Annotated in this window: 15 protein-coding genes; 11 read left to right on the top strand and 4 right to left on the bottom strand. The window is 67.3% G+C overall.

What is annotated here, in order from left to right:
• Positions 1–2: 2 nt before the first annotated feature.
• On the bottom strand, positions 3–1,178 hold the full coding sequence (gene ribBA / locus AC3WMR_RS14430; RefSeq protein ID WP_025139472.1) for a bifunctional 3,4-dihydroxy-2-butanone-4-phosphate synthase/GTP cyclohydrolase II: 1,176 nt from the start codon (positions 1,176–1,178) through the stop codon (positions 3–5).
• 147 nt (positions 1,179–1,325) lie between these two features.
• Between ribBA and AC3WMR_RS14425 the strand changes: the two genes are divergently transcribed.
• From AC3WMR_RS14425 to AC3WMR_RS14395, 7 genes are all read left to right on the top strand, one after another.
• On the top strand, positions 1,326–2,141 hold the full coding sequence (locus tag AC3WMR_RS14425; RefSeq protein ID WP_492264501.1) for an HAD-IIB family hydrolase: 816 nt from the start codon (positions 1,326–1,328) through the stop codon (positions 2,139–2,141).
• 8 nt (positions 2,142–2,149) lie between these two features.
• A complete protein-coding gene (locus tag AC3WMR_RS14420) occupies positions 2,150–2,965 on the top strand; it encodes an IclR family transcriptional regulator (RefSeq protein ID WP_492264502.1) in 816 nt (271 codons plus the stop codon).
• A 188-nt stretch (positions 2,966–3,153) separates the two neighbouring features.
• The gene (gene phnD, locus AC3WMR_RS14415) at positions 3,154–4,152 is read left to right on the top strand and encodes a phosphate/phosphite/phosphonate ABC transporter substrate-binding protein (protein WP_025139469.1); all 999 of its coding nucleotides are present in this window, start codon (positions 3,154–3,156) and stop codon (positions 4,150–4,152) included.
• A gap of 5 nt (positions 4,153–4,157) precedes the next feature.
• Positions 4,158–4,928: a phosphonate ABC transporter ATP-binding protein gene (gene phnC / locus AC3WMR_RS14410; protein ID WP_025139468.1), complete on the top strand. Its 771-nt coding sequence runs from the start codon at positions 4,158–4,160 to the stop codon at positions 4,926–4,928.
• A 29-nt stretch (positions 4,929–4,957) separates the two neighbouring features.
• Complete coding sequence (phnE, locus tag AC3WMR_RS14405; protein WP_492264503.1) at positions 4,958–5,821, top strand: phosphonate ABC transporter, permease protein PhnE; 864 nt, start codon at positions 4,958–4,960, stop codon at positions 5,819–5,821.
• The gene (gene phnE, locus AC3WMR_RS14400; RefSeq protein WP_025139466.1) at positions 5,818–6,642 is read left to right on the top strand and encodes a phosphonate ABC transporter, permease protein PhnE; all 825 of its coding nucleotides are present in this window, start codon (positions 5,818–5,820) and stop codon (positions 6,640–6,642) included. Before phnE (AC3WMR_RS14405) ends, phnE (AC3WMR_RS14400) begins: the two co-directional genes overlap by 4 nt.
• A 569-nt stretch (positions 6,643–7,211) precedes the next feature.
• Positions 7,212–8,870, top strand: a complete 1,659-nt coding sequence (locus AC3WMR_RS14395; protein ID WP_492265737.1) for a CYTH and CHAD domain-containing protein — start codon at positions 7,212–7,214, stop codon at positions 8,868–8,870.
• A gap of 88 nt (positions 8,871–8,958) precedes the next feature.
• Here AC3WMR_RS14395 and ftsY read toward each other — a convergent pair whose 3' ends face one another.
• Entirely contained in the window at positions 8,959–10,395 is a 1,437-nt protein-coding gene (gene ftsY, locus AC3WMR_RS14390) for a signal recognition particle-docking protein FtsY (protein WP_492265736.1), read from the bottom strand.
• Between ftsY and rsmD the strand changes: the two genes are divergently transcribed.
• From rsmD to AC3WMR_RS14370, 4 genes are all read left to right on the top strand, one after another.
• Complete coding sequence (gene rsmD / locus AC3WMR_RS14385; RefSeq protein ID WP_492265846.1) at positions 10,394–10,960, top strand: 16S rRNA (guanine(966)-N(2))-methyltransferase RsmD; 567 nt, start codon at positions 10,394–10,396, stop codon at positions 10,958–10,960. The genes ftsY and rsmD overlap by 2 nt on opposite strands.
• A 58-nt stretch (positions 10,961–11,018) precedes the next feature.
• A complete protein-coding gene (gene coaD / locus AC3WMR_RS14380) occupies positions 11,019–11,522 on the top strand; it encodes a pantetheine-phosphate adenylyltransferase (protein WP_006385942.1) in 504 nt (167 codons plus the stop codon).
• Positions 11,523–11,706: 184 nt separating this feature from the next.
• Complete coding sequence (locus AC3WMR_RS14375; protein ID WP_006391351.1) at positions 11,707–11,958, top strand: YfhL family 4Fe-4S dicluster ferredoxin; 252 nt, start codon at positions 11,707–11,709, stop codon at positions 11,956–11,958.
• Positions 11,955–13,178, top strand: a complete 1,224-nt coding sequence (locus AC3WMR_RS14370; protein ID WP_492265735.1) for a benzoate/H(+) symporter BenE family transporter — start codon at positions 11,955–11,957, stop codon at positions 13,176–13,178. The genes AC3WMR_RS14375 and AC3WMR_RS14370 overlap by 4 nt, the downstream gene beginning before the upstream one ends.
• A 108-nt stretch (positions 13,179–13,286) precedes the next feature.
• Here the strand turns inward: AC3WMR_RS14370 and AC3WMR_RS14365 are convergent, their stop codons facing one another.
• Together AC3WMR_RS14365 and AC3WMR_RS14360 are read right to left on the bottom strand one after the other, a co-directional pair.
• Entirely contained in the window at positions 13,287–13,670 is a 384-nt protein-coding gene (locus tag AC3WMR_RS14365) for an MOSC N-terminal beta barrel domain-containing protein (RefSeq protein WP_492265734.1), read from the bottom strand.
• Positions 13,667–16,162 (bottom strand): AsmA family protein, encoded by a 2,496-nt coding sequence (locus AC3WMR_RS14360; RefSeq protein ID WP_492265733.1) that lies wholly within the window; start codon positions 16,160–16,162, stop codon positions 13,667–13,669. Before AC3WMR_RS14360 ends, AC3WMR_RS14365 begins: the two co-directional genes overlap by 4 nt.
• Positions 16,163–16,374 lie beyond the last annotated feature (212 nt).

The raw sequence follows: 16,374 nt of genomic DNA, 5'->3' as shown, positions 1-16,374 counted from the left end.
CTTCAGTGTGTTGCGGGAGTATGCAGAGGGTCGCAATCGTAACCCGTAATGGTGAGCGAGAAGCCCGCCATGCTGGGCATCTTGCGCGGACGGGCCAGCAGCTTCATCTGGCCCACGTTCAGGTCGCGCAGAATCTGGGCGCCGATGCCGTAGGTGCGCAGGCCGAACCGGTCGGCGTTGGCAGGGTTGGCATTGGCCTTGGGGTCGCTCCAGCCGGCGATCTGCGCGAACAGATGTTCGGTGGACGATTGGCAATTCATCAGCACCAGGACGCCGGCCGGCGCCTGGGAAATGGTCTGCAGGGCCTGCGCCACGCCCCAGCTGTGCGGGCTGGCGCCGGTGTCCAGCACGTCCAGCACCGAGGCCGGCTCGTGCACGCGCACCAGCGTTTCGACGTCCGGCGTCACGGTACCATGCACCAGCGCCAGGTGGGCCGAGCCGGTGGCCGCGTCTTCGTAGGCCACGGCCTCGAACACGCCCCAGGCGGTCTGCATGGGCCGCTTGCCCACGCGCTTGACGATGGACTCGTGCTCGCTGCGGTACTGGATCAGGTCGGCGATGGTGCCGATCTTCAGGCCGTGTTCGCGGGCGAATTCGACCAGGTCGGGCAGGCGCGCCATGGTGCCGTCCGGCTTGAGGATTTCGCAGATGACGGCGGCCGGGGTCAGGCCGGCCATGGCGGTGAGATCGCAGCCGGCTTCGGTGTGGCCGGCGCGCACCAGCACGCCGCCGGGCACGGCGCGTACCGGGAAGATGTGGCCGGGCTGGACCAGGTCGGACGGCTTGGCGTCGCGCGCCACCGCCACCTGGATAGTGCGGGCACGGTCGGCGGCCGAGATGCCGGTTTCGACGCCGACGGCGGCTTCGATCGACTGCGTGAAATTGGTGCCGTATCGCGTGCCGTTGCGGGCGGCCATCAGCGGCAGGTCCAGCTGGCGGCAGCGGTCTTCGGTCAGGGTCAGGCACACCAGGCCACGGCCATGGGTGACCATGAAGTTGATGGCTTCGGGCGTGACGAATTCGGCGGCCATGACCAGGTCGCCTTCATTTTCGCGGTCTTCTTCGTCGACCAGGATGACGATGCGGCCGGCGCGCAGCTCGGCGATGATCTCGGCGACCGAGGCAATATCGAAGGATTCCGGCTCGGAGCCGGGCAAGGAGGACAACTGGACGGACATGGCGGGCACGTAAACCAGGCAGGAAAGCCCGGATTTTAGCGCCCCCGGCGCCAGAACCCCTACCGGGGCGCGACCGGACCGCCCAAACAGGGCCATCCGGTTAAACTTTCGGCCGGAGAACACCCTGTAAAACCAAGGAAAAACGCCATGCAAGCCCTTGCGGCCATGCCTTTGAACGTCGCGGCGGGGATACGCGTCGTCCTGACGGACATCGACGACACGCTGACCACCGACGGCCGCCTGCCGGCCGACGCCTACGCCGCGCTCGAGCGCCTGGAACAGGCCGGCATCCAGGTGGTGCCCATCACCGGCCGCCCGGCCGGCTGGTGCGACCACATCGCCCGCATGTGGCCGGTGCGCGCCGTGGTCGGCGAAAACGGCGCGTTCTACTATGCCTACGACCGCCAGGCCCGCCGCATGACCACCCACTACTGGACCGACGCGGCCTCGCGCCAGGCCAGCCGCAAGCAGCTGGACGCCATCCGCGACCGCGTGCTGGCCGAGGTGCCCGGCGCGGCGGTGGCCAGCGACCAGGACTACCGCGTGGCCGACCTGGCCATCGATTTCTGCGAAGACGTGCCCGCCCTGCCCGAGGCCGACATCGGCCGCATCGTCCGGCTCTTCCAGGAGGCCGGGGCCCAGGCCAAGGTCAGCTCCATTCACGTCAACGGCTGGTTCGGCGACTACGACAAGCTGACCATGACCCGTACCTTGTTCCAGCGGGAATTCGGCCTGGACGTGGCCAGCGTGCTGGACAGCACCCTGTTCATCGGCGACTCGCCCAACGACGAACCCATGTTCGCGTTCTTCCCGGTGTCGGTCGGCGTGGCCAACATCCAGTCGCAACTGCACCGCCTGACGCACCGGCCCGCCTACGTGGCCGCCCTCCATGGCGGCGGCGGCTTCAAGGAAATGGCCGACCGCCTGCTGGCCGCCCGCGCCCCGCGCGCCCTGTCGGCATAAGGCGCACCGTGGCCACTGCCAAGACCCCCGCCCCGGCCGCCAACGACGGCCGCCGCAGCATCCAGTCCATCGAAGTGGGCGTGCCGCTGTTGGCCGCGCTGGTCGACGCGGCCAAGCCGCTGACCCTGCGCGACCTGGCCGCCGGCGCCGGCATGACGTCGGCCAAGGCCCACCCCTACCTGGTCAGCTTCATCCGCGTCGGCCTGGTGCAGCAGGACAGCATCACCGGCCAGTACGAGCTGGGGCCCTTCGCCCTGCAGATGGGCCTGGTCAGCCTGCAACGGCTGGACCCGGTGCGCATCGCCATGCCCGAGATCGCCAAGCTGCAATCCGAGATCGGCCACACCCTGGGCATCGCGGTGTTGGGCTCGCACGGCCCCACCATGATCCACATGACCGAGGCCAGCTATCCGGTGCACGTGAACATGCGCAAGGGCACGGTGATGTCCATGCTGCACACGGCCACCGGCCTGGTGTTCGCGGCCTGGCTGCCGCCCAAGGTCAGCGAGCACTACATTGCCCGCGAAGAAGGCGACACGGCCGTTATCGCCAGCGTGCCGCCCCCGCGCAAGGCCAGCCGCGCCAATGTCGATGCACAACTGGCCGACATCCGCGTGCACGGCATGGCCCGCGCCCTGGGCAATCCGCTGCCCGGCGTGGACGCCCTGTCGGTGCCGGTGTTCGACAACACCGGCAACATCGTGCTGGCGCTGACCAGCCTGGGCCCCACCGGCCTGTTCGACGTGTCCTGGGACGGCGCCATCGCCCGCCCCCTGCTGGCCTGCGCCCACGAAATCTCGCGCAAGCTCGGCTACCGGGCCTGATCCGCCGCACCGCAAGCCAAGCGGGCCCCATTCGGGCCCGCTTTTTTTTCGCACAAAAACGAACGCATAGCGAACAAAACGAACAAAACTCGAAAAGAAAGGCAGGGACTTTCCCAAGTGTGCTCGGCGCATGCGTATGTTTGAATTCAGTTACTAGTCATATTCAACCCCATAAGAGGAGACATACGATGCGCGCTTTGCGTCTACTGCAAGCGGCCTCGCTGGCCGCGTTCGCTTTCGGGGCGTCCGCCGCCCAGGCCGCCGACACCTGCCCCAACCGGGGCGACCTCGACCAGATGTATTGCGACGCCGACAAGAACCTGGTGGCCGACACGCCCACCGACCCGGCCAAGCTGAAGACGCCGTCCACGCTCGTCTTCACCTACACCCCGGTCGAAGACCCGGCCGTGTACGAAGACATCTTCAAGCCGTTCACCAAGCACCTGTCCGAATGCACCGGCAAGCGCGTCGTGTTCTACCAGGTGCAGAGCAACGCCGCCGAAATCGAAGCCATGCGCTCGGGCCGCCTGCACGTGGGCGGCTTTTCCACCGGCCCCACCGCCTTCGCCGTGAACATCGCCGGCGCCGTGCCGTTCGCCGTCAAGGGCTACGCCGACGGCTTCCAGGGCTACAACCTGATCGTCATCGTCAAGAAAGACAGCCCCTACCAGAAGCTGACCGACCTGAAGGGCAAGAAACTGGCGCACACCGCACCGTCGTCCAATTCGGGCCACATGGCGCCCGTGGCGCTGTTCCCCAAGGAAGGCCTGACGCCCGACAAGGACTACAAGGTGGTCTTCTCCGGCAAGCACGACCAGTCCGTCATGGGCGTCAATTCCGGCGACTACGACGCTGCCGCCGTTGCCTCGGACGTGTTCAAGCGCATGATCGAACGCGGCCAGGTCAAGGAAGCCGATTTCCGCGTCATCTACAAGAGCGAGAAATTCCCCACCTCGTCGTTCGCCTACGCGCATGACCTGGAGCCGAAGTTCCGCGACCAGATGCTCAAGTGCTTCTACGACTACCGCTTCCCGGCCGAGATGTCCAAGGCCTTCGACGGCGCCGACCGCTTCTACCCGGTGACCTACGAGAAGGACTGGGCCATCGTGCGCCAGGTCGCCGAATCCGGTGGCGAAAGCTTCAACCGCGCCGCCTACGACCGCGAATCCGCCAAGAGCAAGAAGTAATCAGCATGACGACGTCGCTACGCATTTCCGGCCTGGTCAAGGAATACCGGGCCGGCCGGCCGGTACTGAACGGCATCGACCTGCAGATCGCGGGCCAGGGCCTCACCGCCATCATCGGGCCGTCCGGCACCGGCAAGAGCACGCTCTTGCGCTGCATCAACCGGCTGATCGAGCCGACCCGCGGCGAAATCGTGCTGGAAGCCGGCGACGGCGCCGTCGATCTCGCCCGGGTGCGCGGCGCGTCGCTGCGCCGCGCCCGCCGGCGCATCGGCATGGTGTTCCAGGAATACAACCTGGTCGAACGCCTGACCGTCATGGAAAACCTGCTGACCGGGCGGCTGGGCTACACCAGCGCCTTCAAGGCCTGGACCCGCCGCTTCGAAGCCGAAGACATCGAGCACGCCTATTCGCTGCTGGACACCGTGGGCCTGGCCGGCTTTGCCGACCAGCGCGCCGACGCCCTGTCAGGCGGCCAGCGCCAGCGCGTGGGCATCGCCCGCGCTCTGATGCAACGCCCGCAACTGCTGCTGGCCGACGAACCCACCTCGTCGCTCGACCCCAAGACCTCGGTCGAAATCATGGAGCTGCTGGCCGCCCAGGGCAACGCCACCGGCATCCCCGTCATCGTCAACATCCACGACGTCGAACTGGCCCGCCGCTACGCCAGCCGCATCGTCGGCATGTCCGGCGGCCACGTCGTCTACGACGGCGATGGCCACGGCCTGGATGCCGCCATGCTCAAGACCATCTACGGAGGCGAGTCTTGGCTGGAATAACGCATCCCCGGGGCCCACGCCCCTTCGCCATGTCCAGCCGCGCGAAAGCCGGCCTGCTGTTGCTGGTGCTCTACACCGTCTACGCCGCGGCCCAGCTGGACTTCAGCTGGAGCCGCTTCGAATCCGGCATGGGCCACGCGTCCACCTTCCTGGCGCGCATGTTCCCGCCCAACTTCGAAAAGCCCGCCACCCTGTGGAAGGGCATCGCCGAAAGCCTGGAAATCGCCGTGCTCGCCTCGGTGCTGGGCATCTTCCTGGCCCTGCCCGTCGGCCTTTTGGGCGCGCGCAACATGATGCCCGCCTGGGTCTCCTGGCCCGCGCGTTCGCTCGTCGCCCTGTGCCGCGCCCTGCACCCCGTCATCGTTGCCATCCTGTTCGTCAAGGCCGTCGGTTTCGGCGCCCTGGCCGGCATCCTGGCCCTGACCGTCGCCTCCGTCGGCTTCATCGGCAAACTCTTCACCGAAGCCATCGAGGAAATCTCGCTCAAGCAGGTCGAAGCCGTGCGCGCCACCGGCGCCTCGTTCGCCAACGTCATCGTCTTCGGCGTCCTGCCGCAGGTGTTCGCCCGCTTCATCGGCTTTGCCACCTATCAGTTCGACTCCAACCTGCGCAACTCCACCATGGTCGGCATCGTCGGCGCCGGCGGCGTGGGCGGCACGCTGTTCTCGGCGTTCCAGCGCTTTGACTACGACTTCGTCAGCGCCATCCTGCTCACGCTCATCGCCATCATCATGCTCGGCGAAATCCTGGCCGGCTTCGTGCGCGCCGTCTTCCTGGACAACCTGGGCTTTGACCGCATCCTGCAAAGCCGCTTCGCCGGCGCCCGCGGCATCGGCTCCAGCCAGTCCAAGACCGCCAAGCCGGTCATCAACAAGGCGGAGGCAGACCAATGAACGCCCACGCCCCCACCTTGCGCGACACCGCCGCGCCGCGCGTCTGGCAACGCTACAGCCTGGGCCAGCGCCTCTTGCGCTTCGCCCTCTACCTGCTCGTCGTCGCCGCCATCGTCCAGGCCATCCGCGGCGTCGAAGTCATCCCCGAGTTCCTCTACGACGCCCCCGAACAGATGGCCGACCTGTTCCAGCGCATGTGGCCGGTCGACTGGGCCTACTACCCCGGCGGCGTCCACAACGCCCTGGTAGAGACCCTGCACATCGCCACCCTGGGCACCATCCTGTCCGTCTTCATGGCCGTCCCCGTCGGCCTGCTCGCGGCCAACAACCTCACCCCCAGCAAAACCATCAACATGCTGGCCCGGCTGATCCTCGTCTCCAGCCGCTCGGTCAACTCGCTGGTCTGGGCCCTGCTTTTCATCGCCATCTTTGGCCCCGGCGCCCTGGCCGGTACGCTCGCCATCGCGTTCCGTTCCATCGGCTTCGTCGGCAAGCTGGTCGGCGAAGCCATCGAAGAAGCCCAACGCGGTCCCATCGAAGCCGTCACCGCCACCGGCGCCAGCAAGGCCTCGGTCATCTGGTACGCCTACTGGCCCCAGATCCGCCCTGCCTTCTGGTCCATCGTGCTGCTGCGCTGGGACATCAACGTCCGCGAATCCGCCGTCCTGGGCCTGGTCGGCGCCGGCGGCATCGGCATGGCGCTGGACACCGCGCTGAACCTCTTCCAATGGGACCGCGTCGCCCTGGTCCTGGCCGCCATCTTCGTGGTGGTGGTGCTGGCGGAAGTGATCATCACCCAAGCCCGCAAACGCATCCTCTGACCCAACAACGCATCACCCAACGTTCCTTTGCGCCGCCCGGAAACGGGCGGTTTTTTTTGCACGCCAATCAATCCAAACGCAGTTCATCCCCCCCGCGCAAGCGCGCAGCGTCATCGCAGGACGCAAGACACCACGTAAGCCGAGCAAGGCCGCCCGCGCGGCCGGCACGAGGCGGGCCCCGCAAACTCCTCCACCCCCCAAACCGATCTTGGCCAACACGCCAAGCACACCCCCCGTCCCAGCGCCCGCCAGTAAGGCACATCAAGAGCGCGTGACGGGGCAGGCGGGTGAGGGCGGGGCGTGTAGATTGCGCCCGGCGGAATCCGAAGGAACCGCCAAAGGCGGTGACGAGGATGAGCACGGGGGGGGCCGGAGCGAAGGCTCCGGACCGCAATCGTAGCCCCGCCCTCACCCGCCTGCCCCGCCACGCGCGGCTCAAGAACCAACACCCCCCCTTGTTGACGCACCGCAACCCCGTCTAAGCTCAATGTGAACAAAATATGACCCGTCATCAAATACCCCCCTCCGATTGACTAAGATCTCGGCTTTTGCCGTCGGACACCCCCGCCATGTCGGAACAGGAATTGAAACTGCACGTGCCCACGGCGTCCCGCCAGGCCGTGCTTCGAGAGGTCAAGCAACGTGAAGCGACCCGCATCCGCTTGCACGCCATGTACTTCGACACCCCCGAGCGCGAACTCGCCCGGGCCCGCATCGCCATCCGCCTGCGCCAGGAAGGCCGCGACTGGGTCCAGACCCTCAAGATGCCCGGCATCAACGCCATCACCCGCATCGAACTGAACCACCCCAGGCCCGGCCCCGTCCTCGACCTGTCCGTCTACGCTGGCACCGAAGTCGAAGCGGCCCTGGCCGCCATCAAAGGCGAACTCGGCCTGCGCTACGAAACCGACGTCCAGCGCATGCTGCGCAAAGTCCGCACCCGCTACGGCACCGTCGAACTCGCCTACGACACCGGCATCCTGCGCGCCGGCGCGCTTGAACTGCCCATCTCCGAACTCGAATTCGAACTCGTCTCCGGCCGCCCCGCCGCCATCTTCTCCGTCGCCCGCGGCTGGCAGCAGCGCCACGCCCTCGTCATCGACCCCCGCAGCAAATCCGAACGCGGCGATGCCCTCGCCCAGCTCGCCCAGCGCCTGGCCGACGTCGACGCCATTCCCGGCGACGACCTCGAAGCCCGCCGCGCCCGCGCCATCGCTCTCTTCTGGGCCCCGCGCGGCGCCGCCTCCGTCAAGCTACGCGAAGACATGACCGCGCCGCAAGCCATGGGCCGCATCGCCGCCGAATGCCTTGACCAGATCGCCCGCAACGCCGCCGTGCTGGCCGAAGTCGACACCGAAGGCGTCTACCGTGCCGGCAACTCCGAACACGTGCATCAATTGCGCGTCGGCATCCGCCGCCTGCGCTCCGGCTGGAAACTGTTCGACGGCTGGATCGCCCCCGTGCCCGACGCCCTGCTGCAAGGCGTGCGCGCGCACTTCGCCGCCTTCGGCGCCAACCGCGACCAGGACGTCCTGAACGAAACCGTCGCCCCCGCCCTGATGCGCGCCGGCATGCCCGTCATTCCCATGGAAGCCGCGCCGCCTGAACAGGACGCCCGCGCCATCGCCGGCGGCAAGGCCTTCCAGGCCTGGCTGCTCGACCTGCTGGAATGGAGCCTGGACGTGCCCCCCGCCGTCCCCCTGGCCGACGGCAGGCCCATCGCCAACGGCATGCCCAGCGACGCCGCGCCCGAGCCGGCCATCCGCCTGCAGGGCGGCGTTGCCGGCCCCAGCGTCAAGCCCACCATCATTCCCATGCTGACGCCCGAGCCGGACCCGCAGCAGTTGCACAAACAGCTTGCCCGACGACTGCACCGCTGGCACAGCAAAGTGGCCGACCAGGGCACCCAGTTCGCCGCGCTGGACATTCCCACCCGCCACGAACTGCGCAAGCGCGGCAAGCGCCTGCGCTACAGCCTGGCCTTCGCCGAATCGCTGTTGCCCGCCTCCAAGCTGCGCGGCTATCGCAAGCTGCTGTCGCGCGTGCAGGACATCCTGGGCGAAATCAACGACCTGGCCGTCGCCAAGGACTACTACGAAGCGTGTACGGTCACGCACCCGCAAGCCTGGTTCGCGCTGGGCTGGATCAGCGCACGCCTGGAAGAACTGGCCGTCGACGCGCAAAAGGCCTTCGACGACCTGGCGGGCAGCAAGCCTTTCTGGAAGTAGCGCCAAAAAGACCGCGCCCCACGCATCCGGCATCGGACACGTGGGGCGCATTTTTTTGTGCCGCCAGGCTCGGCGGCATCCAGATCGATCAGTCGGCCAGCAAGGCCCCGGCGAATTCATCCGCCACGAACGGCTGCAGGTCTTCCAGGCTTTCGCCCACACCGATCCAGTACACCGGAATCGGACGCACGCCCTGGCTGCCCGCTGCCACCGCCGCCAAGGTGCCGCCCTTGGCGGTGCCGTCCAGCTTGGTCACGACCAGGCCCGTCAGGTTGATGGCCGCATCGAACGCACGAATCTGCGCCAACGCGTTCTGGCCAGTATTGCCGTCCACCACCAGCAGCACTTCGTGCGGTGCCGACGCGTCGGCCTTGCCGATCACGCGACGGATCTTCTTCAGTTCTTCCATCAGGTGCAGCTGGGTCGGCAAACGGCCCGCCGTATCCACCATCACCACGCCCATGCCGCGCGCGCGGCCGGCATTGACGGCATCGAACGCCACGGCGGCCGGGTCGCCGCCATCCTGCGAGATCACGGTAACGTTATTGCGGCTGCCCCATTCGATCAATTGCTCGCGGGCGGCGGCACGGAAGGTATCGCCCGCGGCCAGCAACACGCTCGCGCCCTGGCGCTGGAACGTGTGCGCCAGCTTGCCGATCGACGTGGTCTTGCCTGCGCCGTTCACCCCCGCGATCATCACGACCAGCGTCTTGGCCTGCTTCAGGTCAAAAGCACGTTCAAGCGGACGCAGGTGGTCGGCCAGCAGTTGGCGCAGCGCCGCCTTGACCTTGGCCGGGTCTTCGATGCGCTCTTTCTTGACCCGCGCACGCAGCGCGGTCAGCAGCTTCTCCGTGGCCTCCAGGCCGGCATCGGCCATAATGAGCGCCGATTCGAGTTCCTCGAACAGGTTCTCGTCGACCTTGACGCCGACGAAAATGCCGCCAATGCTTTGGCCGGTGCGCGACAAGCCTTGCTTCAGGCGCGACAGCCACGACGCCTTCTTGGGCGTGGCTTCGGGCTCGGGCTGCGGTGCCACCGCTACAGGCGGGGCGCTGATCGCAGCAACCGCCACCGGCGGCGGCACGATAGCGGGCTGAGGCGCTGGCGCAGCCGGTGCGACCGCAGCGGGCGTGGCAGCGACGGGCTCTGCGATGACCGGCGCAGCCGATGACGGCGCCACGGAAGCCGGTGCGACCGGAACTGGCGCCACCGGCGCGGCAGCGGCAGGTTGCGCCGCAGGCGCAAACGCCTGCGCGGCCGGCGGTTGCGGCACCGAGGCGGGTTGCGGTTGCGGCACGCTGGCTGGCGCCGGTGCAGGCACCGACGCGGCCGGCACCGGCAACGTCAGTTCGGGCGGTGCGGCAGGCGAGAATTCCCGGACCGGGGCGGGGGACTCGACGGGAGAGGCGGGCGTCTCGGCGCCGGCTTGCGGGCCGGGCGTGGTGTCCACGCCCTCTGGCGGCGACGCAGGCTGGGCCGGCGCGGCGGGCGGAGGGGATTTTTTCTTGAAGAAGCGGCTAAACATGGGTAACAAGTATATTCGTATCGTCGGGGGCCAATACCGGCGCACCCCTATCGTCGTGCCCGACGTGGAGACGCTCCGCCCAACCCCCGACCGGGTGCGGGAAACGCTGTTCAACTGGCTCAATCACCTGTGGGGCGGCGAATTCGCCGACAAGCAGGTGCTGGACTTGTTCGCCGGCAGCGGCGCCCTGGGGTTCGAAGCCGCCTCGCGCGGCGTGGCGCACGTGCAGATGGTCGAACGGGACAAGACCGCCGCGTCCGCGCTGCGGACACTACGCGACAAGCTCAAAGCCGACATGATACGCATCCATGTGGGCGATGCGATGCAGGTCGCCGAAAGAATGGATGCGTCCCGATTTGACCTCATCCTTCTGGACCCACCCTTCGGACAAGGCTGGCTGCCGCGCCTGTGGCCGATCCTGCCCGGCATCCTGGCCGAGGGTGGACTGGTCTACGTCGAGGCCGAAAGCGCCATCGACGCCCCCGACGGATTCGAGATATTGCGCCAGGACAAGGCTGGGGCGGTCCACTACCATCTCCTGAAATTTGCTGCATTGCGCAAATAGATCAATAATCCGAGCTTCGGAGGATGGTGTACACCACTAATAACGGTACGGAGCTCGCATGATCATCGCTGTTTACCCCGGCACTTTCGACCCGCTGACCAGAGGCCACGAAGACCTGGTCCGCCGTGCCGCCACGCTTTTCGACAAAGTCGTGGTCGGTATCGCCCATAGCCGCAACAAGAAGCCTTTCTTCAGCATCGACGAGCGCGTGGACATCGCGCGCGAAGTGCTGGGCCACTATCCCAACGTGGAAGTGCAAAGCTTCGGCGGCCTGCTCAAGGACTTCGTGCGCGACCAGGGCGGGCGCGTCATCGTGCGCGGCCTGCGCGCCGTGTCCGACTTCGAATACGAATTCCAGATGGCCGGCATGAACCGCCACCTGCTGCCCGACGTCGAAACCCTGTTCATGACGCCGTCGGACCAATACCAGTTCATCTCGGGCACCATCGTGCGCGAAATCGCCCAGCTGGGCGGCGACGTCAGCAAGTTCGTGTTCCCGTCGGTCGAACGCTGGCTGCAGGAAAAAGCCAAGGAACGCCGCGAACAGTCCTGGCCGGGCTGACCTCGCGGGCTCCCCCCGCCGCCGAATCCCCCGAAGAGCGCCTCGTGCGCTCTTCTTGCGCTTTGGGGCGGCAGACCACCCATAGCGCCATTGGCAGGACGGCGTCAGGGGCTTGTCCGGGCCCCGTCCGGGGTCGGCAGTACAATGGCCGTGCCCCCAGCTTGATTTTCCTTGCCCGCCCATCATGGCTCTGACCATCACCGAAGAATGCATCAATTGCGACGTTTGCGAGCCTCAGTGCCCGAACGACGCGATTTCCATGGGCGAGGACTACTACGTCATCGACCCTGACCGCTGCACGGAATGCGTTGGCCACCACGACGAGCCACAGTGCAAAGTGGTCTGCCCGGTGGAGTGCATCGAACTGCACCCGCAATGGAACGAAGGCCAGGAACAACTCATGGCCAAGTACCGCCGCCTGACCGGTGCCGCATGAGCGACACCGCGCAACCCAGCTTCAATCCCCCCGACTCCCGCCCCCACGCCCGCCGCGACCTGTCCGCCTCCGCCATCGCGGCCGGCCTGGTCGCCGTGCTGGTGAGCTTCGGCGGCACCGCGGTGCTGATGGTGCAGGCCGGCCACGCCGCCGGCCTGGACGCCGCCCGCATCGGTTCCTGGATCGGTTCGCTCAGCCTGGTGCTGGGCTTCGGCGGCGCGGCCTACAGCCTGCGCACGGGCCTGCCCATCGTCATGGCCTGGTCCACCCCGGGCGCCGCCCTGTTGGTCACCGCGCTGGCCGGCGTGCCCTTCCCCGAGGCCATCGGCGCCTTCGTGCTGGCGGCCGCCCTGACCCTGGCCTGTGGCCTGTTCGGCTGGATCGATCCCATCCTGCGCCGCATCCCCGGCGAGGTCGCCGCCGCCATGCTGGCCGGCGTGCTGCTCAATTTCGGCATGGGCGTCTTCACCAACATCAGCAAGCAGCCGGCGCTGGTGCTGGGCATGTGCGCCGCCTACCTGGTGTGCCGCCGCTGGGCGCCGCGCTACGCCGTGCTGGTGGTGATGGTCGTGGCCGTCGGCATGGCGGCCGGCCTGGGCCTGCTGCAGGTCGACCAGCTTGACTGGCACCTTACCGAATTCGTCTGGACCACGCCCGCCTTCAGCATGCAGGCCGCGATCAGCCTGGGCATTCCGCTCTTCGTCGTCGCCATGGCGTCGCAGAACCTGCCCGGGCTGGCCATTCTGCAAGCGGCGGGCTATCGCCCCCCGGCCTCGCGCCTGGTCGCCGCCACGGGCTTCCTGGGCCTGCTGGCAGCCCCCTTCGGCGCCCATAGCGTCACGCTGGGCGCCATCAGCGCCGCCATCTGCACGGGCCCCGAGGCCCACGCCGATCCGTCCAAGCGCTACATCGCCGCCGCCACCTATGGCCTGGGTTACTTCGCACTGAGCATCGTGGCCGGCGCGGTCGCCGTGTTCTTCCAGGCCCTGCCGGCCGCCCTGCTGGCCGCACTGGCCGGCCTGGCGCTGCTGGGCACGATCATGGGCGGCATGGCGGCCGCCATGGCCAATCCGCAACGGCGCGAAGCCGCGCTCATCACGCTGCTGGCCACGGCGTCCGGGTTCAGTTTCTGGGGGATCGGGTCGGCCTTCTGGGGCCTGGTCGCGGGCCTCGCCGCCCACACCGCCTTCGAATACAAGCGCAAGCTGGCCGTGCCATAACGGCAGGCCGGGTCACGGCAAGCCAGGTAATGGCAAGTCAGGAAACGGCAGGTCGGAAAATGGCAGGACAGGAATGCGCCGCGCGGGTCCGCGCGGCGCACCCCGGCGTCAAGCCGGCCAGGCGGACACAGGCGTGTCCGGATGCACTTTCATGATGCGGCACGGCACCTGCACGAAGTTCGAGATCCAGGCGGCGGCAAGCTCGCCTTCGTCGACGACGTCGATGGTCTGTTCGCCCACCTTCATGCTGTAGCGCACGCTGTCGTCGTCTTCGATGACATCCAGCGGAATATCCATGCGCAGCATGCCCGGCGCGCGCAGCACCAGATAGCCCAGGCGCAGTTCAACCGTCACGTCGGCCAGTCGCGGGCACAGCTCGCGGTTCAGCCACTGCCCTGAATCATTGGCCACCAGCCATTGCCGGTGATAAGGCGCGGCCTCGGGCTGCGCCGTATGGCCGCACTGGGCGATGGGCTGGAAGGCGTCGCTCATTTGCCGAGCAGGCCCTTGAGCGCCTTGTCGACCGCCGCACCGCCCTTGCCCTTGCCCGTCACGGCTTCACGCAGCTTGTTTTCCAGGCTGCGCTTCAGAATGCCGCCGATGGCGTCCTTCCAGAGCAACGTATAGGTGGGTTTGTCGAACGGGCCTTTCACGTGCACGGGTATGGTCACGTCTTTCAGGTCGATCAATTCGCGGCCTTCGGGGTCGGCGGCCGGGTTGACCACGCGGGCGCGCGCCACCAGGTCCAGCTCGTCCTTGACGAAGTCGATGGTGGCCGGCTCGCCTTGCGTCACGCGCAGCAGCGGCGACACGACATTCAGGCGCTTCACGCTGGCCACGCCCTTGGTGAAGGCCAGGTCGGCCTCCATTTCCGAGAACGCGGTCTGCTTGCTGGTGTCGGCCGCGACAGTCTCGTCTTGCGATTCGGGCTTGAGCGCGGCCTTCAATTCGCGCAGGGTCTGGGTCAGGTTGATGCCCTTGACCGCGCCATCGCGCAAGCGCACCTGCAACGTGCCGCCCAGGTTGCTCTTCATGGCGTAGCCGTTGGCGCCGCCGGTCTTCAAGTCCAGGGCCAGGCTGCCGGTGCCGGACAGCACGTTCTTCTGCGTCAGGTCCATCAGCAGCGGTTCGATGGCGATGCCCGCCAGCGACATCTTCGTGGCCAGCTGGTTGCCCTGCGCCGCGTCCACCGACAAGGCGCCGGCCAGCTTGCCGCCGTACAGGCCCGCCGTGAGGCTGGAGATATCGAGCTTGCCGCGGTCCAGCTTGACGGCCGCGGCAACGTCGTCGGCCTTCAGGCCGCGCACCACCAGCTTGCCGACCTTGAGCGTGCCGTTCACGCTGGGGCCGACCAGGGCCGACAGGTTGATCGAGTCGTCCGCAGGCTTGGCCGGGGCCGGCTGGGCGGGCTTGTTTTCGTCTTTCTTGCCGTCGGCGGGCGGCTTGGCCGGCGCGGCCGCGACCGGCGGCACCAGCTTGTCCAGGTCCAGCGTATCGACCGCCAGGGCGAAGTTGACCTGCGGCGCGTCGCTCAGCTTGGTGATGTCGGCGCTGAGATCGAACTTGCCGCCTTCCAGCACGGCATTGATCTTGCTGCTGGCCTGGTCTTTGAGCAGGTCGACATTCAGGCTGCCGATCACGGGAATCTGCAGGCTGCCCTTGGGCAGGCCCGGATCGGTGATGTTGACATCGCCGCGCAGGCCGGACAAGCCGCCCTTGCGTTGCAGCAGGTTCAACGACAGCGGCGAGGCGAAAGTCAGCTTGACGATGCGTTCGCCATTCTTGGACGTGCTGTCCAGCTTGGCTTCCTTGATGTCCAGCTCGGTCGCGTTGCCGCTGATGCCGTTCAGGCCGAAGCTGGCGTCCAGGCCGCTGATGCGCACGCGGCCGGTCAGGGCCTCGCCCGTGGCCTGCGTGGGCGAAATATTCAGGGCCGGTGCATCCACCGCGAATTCAAACGGGCCGTCGGCCACCCCGCCCTTGGCGCGCACCGCCAGCTTTTCGATCTGCAATTGGCTCTTGTGCGGGTCGATCGACAGCTTGGGCATCGCCACGCTGGCTTCGACGCCCGTGGCGCGTGCAGCGGGGTCGGTGATGTCGCCCTGGAAGACGAGTTCCAGTCCGGCCACGTCCAGCGCCGACTTCTGGCCGTTGAACGCCAGGTTGCCGCGCATGGCCAGGCTCTTGGCCTCGGCGCCGGGCAGCTTGCCGTCCATGCGCAGATCCAGCTTCTGGGCGGCATAGCGCTTGGCGGACGGATCCAGCGTCAGCAGTGCCTGGCCCGTCAGGTTGGCATCGATGCGCGGGTTCCCGCCTTCGACGCGGGCCGTCAGGCGCACGTCGAACGGCTGGTTGAACGTCACGCGGCCGGTATTGGCGTTGATCTTGGTGACCGCCACCGCCATGCCCGACATTTCGTCCTGCAGCAACACTTCGCCGTCTTTCAGGTCCAGGCCGGCAATGTCGATCTGCATGTTGTTGCGCGTCGCCGGCGAGGTGCCGTTGGTGAGCGCCTGCGCCGCGGTCTGGGCCGCGCCGGCAATGGCCTCGGCCGGATTGGCGGGCGTGGCCACCACCGGGGCCGTGCCGCCGACCAGATTGCTGAAGTTGAACTGGCCGTCCTTGCCGCGCACCACCCGCGCCTTGAAGCCGCTGATCGCCACGTGGTCCACCACGAAGCTGTTCGACAGCAGCGGCCATACGGCCACCGCCAGGCGGGTGCTTTCGATGGACGCGAAGTTCTCGGTGCTATTGGCTTCGGACAGTGACACGCCCTGCACCGACAGTCCGATGCGCGGGAACAGCGACAGCTCGATTTCGCCGTCGATCGTCAGTGTGCGGTGATAGCGTTCCTGGACAAGCTCTTCGAGCTTGTACTTGTACGCGTTGGGGTCGAACGTCAGCAAAAAGATGGCCAGGCCAACGACGGCCACGACAACCAACACCACCAGGCCTATCAGAATGCGCTTGAACCACGTTTTCATTGCCGCCCCGTCGGACCCTCGACTGGTAATCCTTGAATGCCACCCGCCACGCCGGGCGCGAAGGTGACGCTTTGCCGTGGCTTGCCGCCCGACATCCTGATCTGGCCGTCTTGCATGGCATGCCGCCGCGTGCGCCAGGCTTGGGGCCGGGTCGCTTGAAAGGGGGGATCTACCAAGGAAAAACGGGCTGAAGACGCGGGCATGGCCTGCGT

The organism is Achromobacter sp. FW305-C-28, from assembly GCF_058783235.1.
The sequence above is the reverse complement of the archived record's forward strand: the minus strand, read 5'-3'. Positions and strand labels throughout refer to the sequence as shown.

What these genes read in the sequence shown, in the direction of transcription:
- AC3WMR_RS14370 (WP_492265735.1), top strand. Translation starts at nt 11,955, where the DNA reads ATGAGCGACACCGCGCAACCCAGCTTCAATCCCCCCGACTCCCGCCCC.
- phnE (WP_492264503.1), top strand. Translation starts at nt 4,958, where the DNA reads ATGTCCAGCCGCGCGAAAGCCGGCCTGCTGTTGCTGGTGCTCTACACC.
- ribBA (WP_025139472.1), bottom strand. Translation starts at nt 1,178, where the DNA reads ATGTCCGTCCAGTTGTCCTCCTTGCCCGGCTCCGAGCCGGAATCCTTC.
- coaD (WP_006385942.1), top strand. Translation starts at nt 11,019, where the DNA reads ATGATCATCGCTGTTTACCCCGGCACTTTCGACCCGCTGACCAGAGGC.
- AC3WMR_RS14360 (WP_492265733.1), bottom strand. Translation starts at nt 16,162, where the DNA reads ATGAAAACGTGGTTCAAGCGCATTCTGATAGGCCTGGTGGTGTTGGTT.
- phnE (WP_025139466.1), top strand. Translation starts at nt 5,818, where the DNA reads ATGAACGCCCACGCCCCCACCTTGCGCGACACCGCCGCGCCGCGCGTC.
- rsmD (WP_492265846.1), top strand. Translation starts at nt 10,394, where the DNA reads ATGGGTAACAAGTATATTCGTATCGTCGGGGGCCAATACCGGCGCACC.
- AC3WMR_RS14365 (WP_492265734.1), bottom strand. Translation starts at nt 13,670, where the DNA reads ATGAGCGACGCCTTCCAGCCCATCGCCCAGTGCGGCCATACGGCGCAG.
- AC3WMR_RS14395 (WP_492265737.1), top strand. Translation starts at nt 7,212, where the DNA reads ATGTCGGAACAGGAATTGAAACTGCACGTGCCCACGGCGTCCCGCCAG.
- AC3WMR_RS14375 (WP_006391351.1), top strand. Translation starts at nt 11,707, where the DNA reads ATGGCTCTGACCATCACCGAAGAATGCATCAATTGCGACGTTTGCGAG.
- ftsY (WP_492265736.1), bottom strand. Translation starts at nt 10,395, where the DNA reads ATGTTTAGCCGCTTCTTCAAGAAAAAATCCCCTCCGCCCGCCGCGCCG.
- phnC (WP_025139468.1), top strand. Translation starts at nt 4,158, where the DNA reads ATGACGACGTCGCTACGCATTTCCGGCCTGGTCAAGGAATACCGGGCC.
- phnD (WP_025139469.1), top strand. Translation starts at nt 3,154, where the DNA reads ATGCGCGCTTTGCGTCTACTGCAAGCGGCCTCGCTGGCCGCGTTCGCT.
- AC3WMR_RS14425 (WP_492264501.1), top strand. Translation starts at nt 1,326, where the DNA reads ATGCAAGCCCTTGCGGCCATGCCTTTGAACGTCGCGGCGGGGATACGC.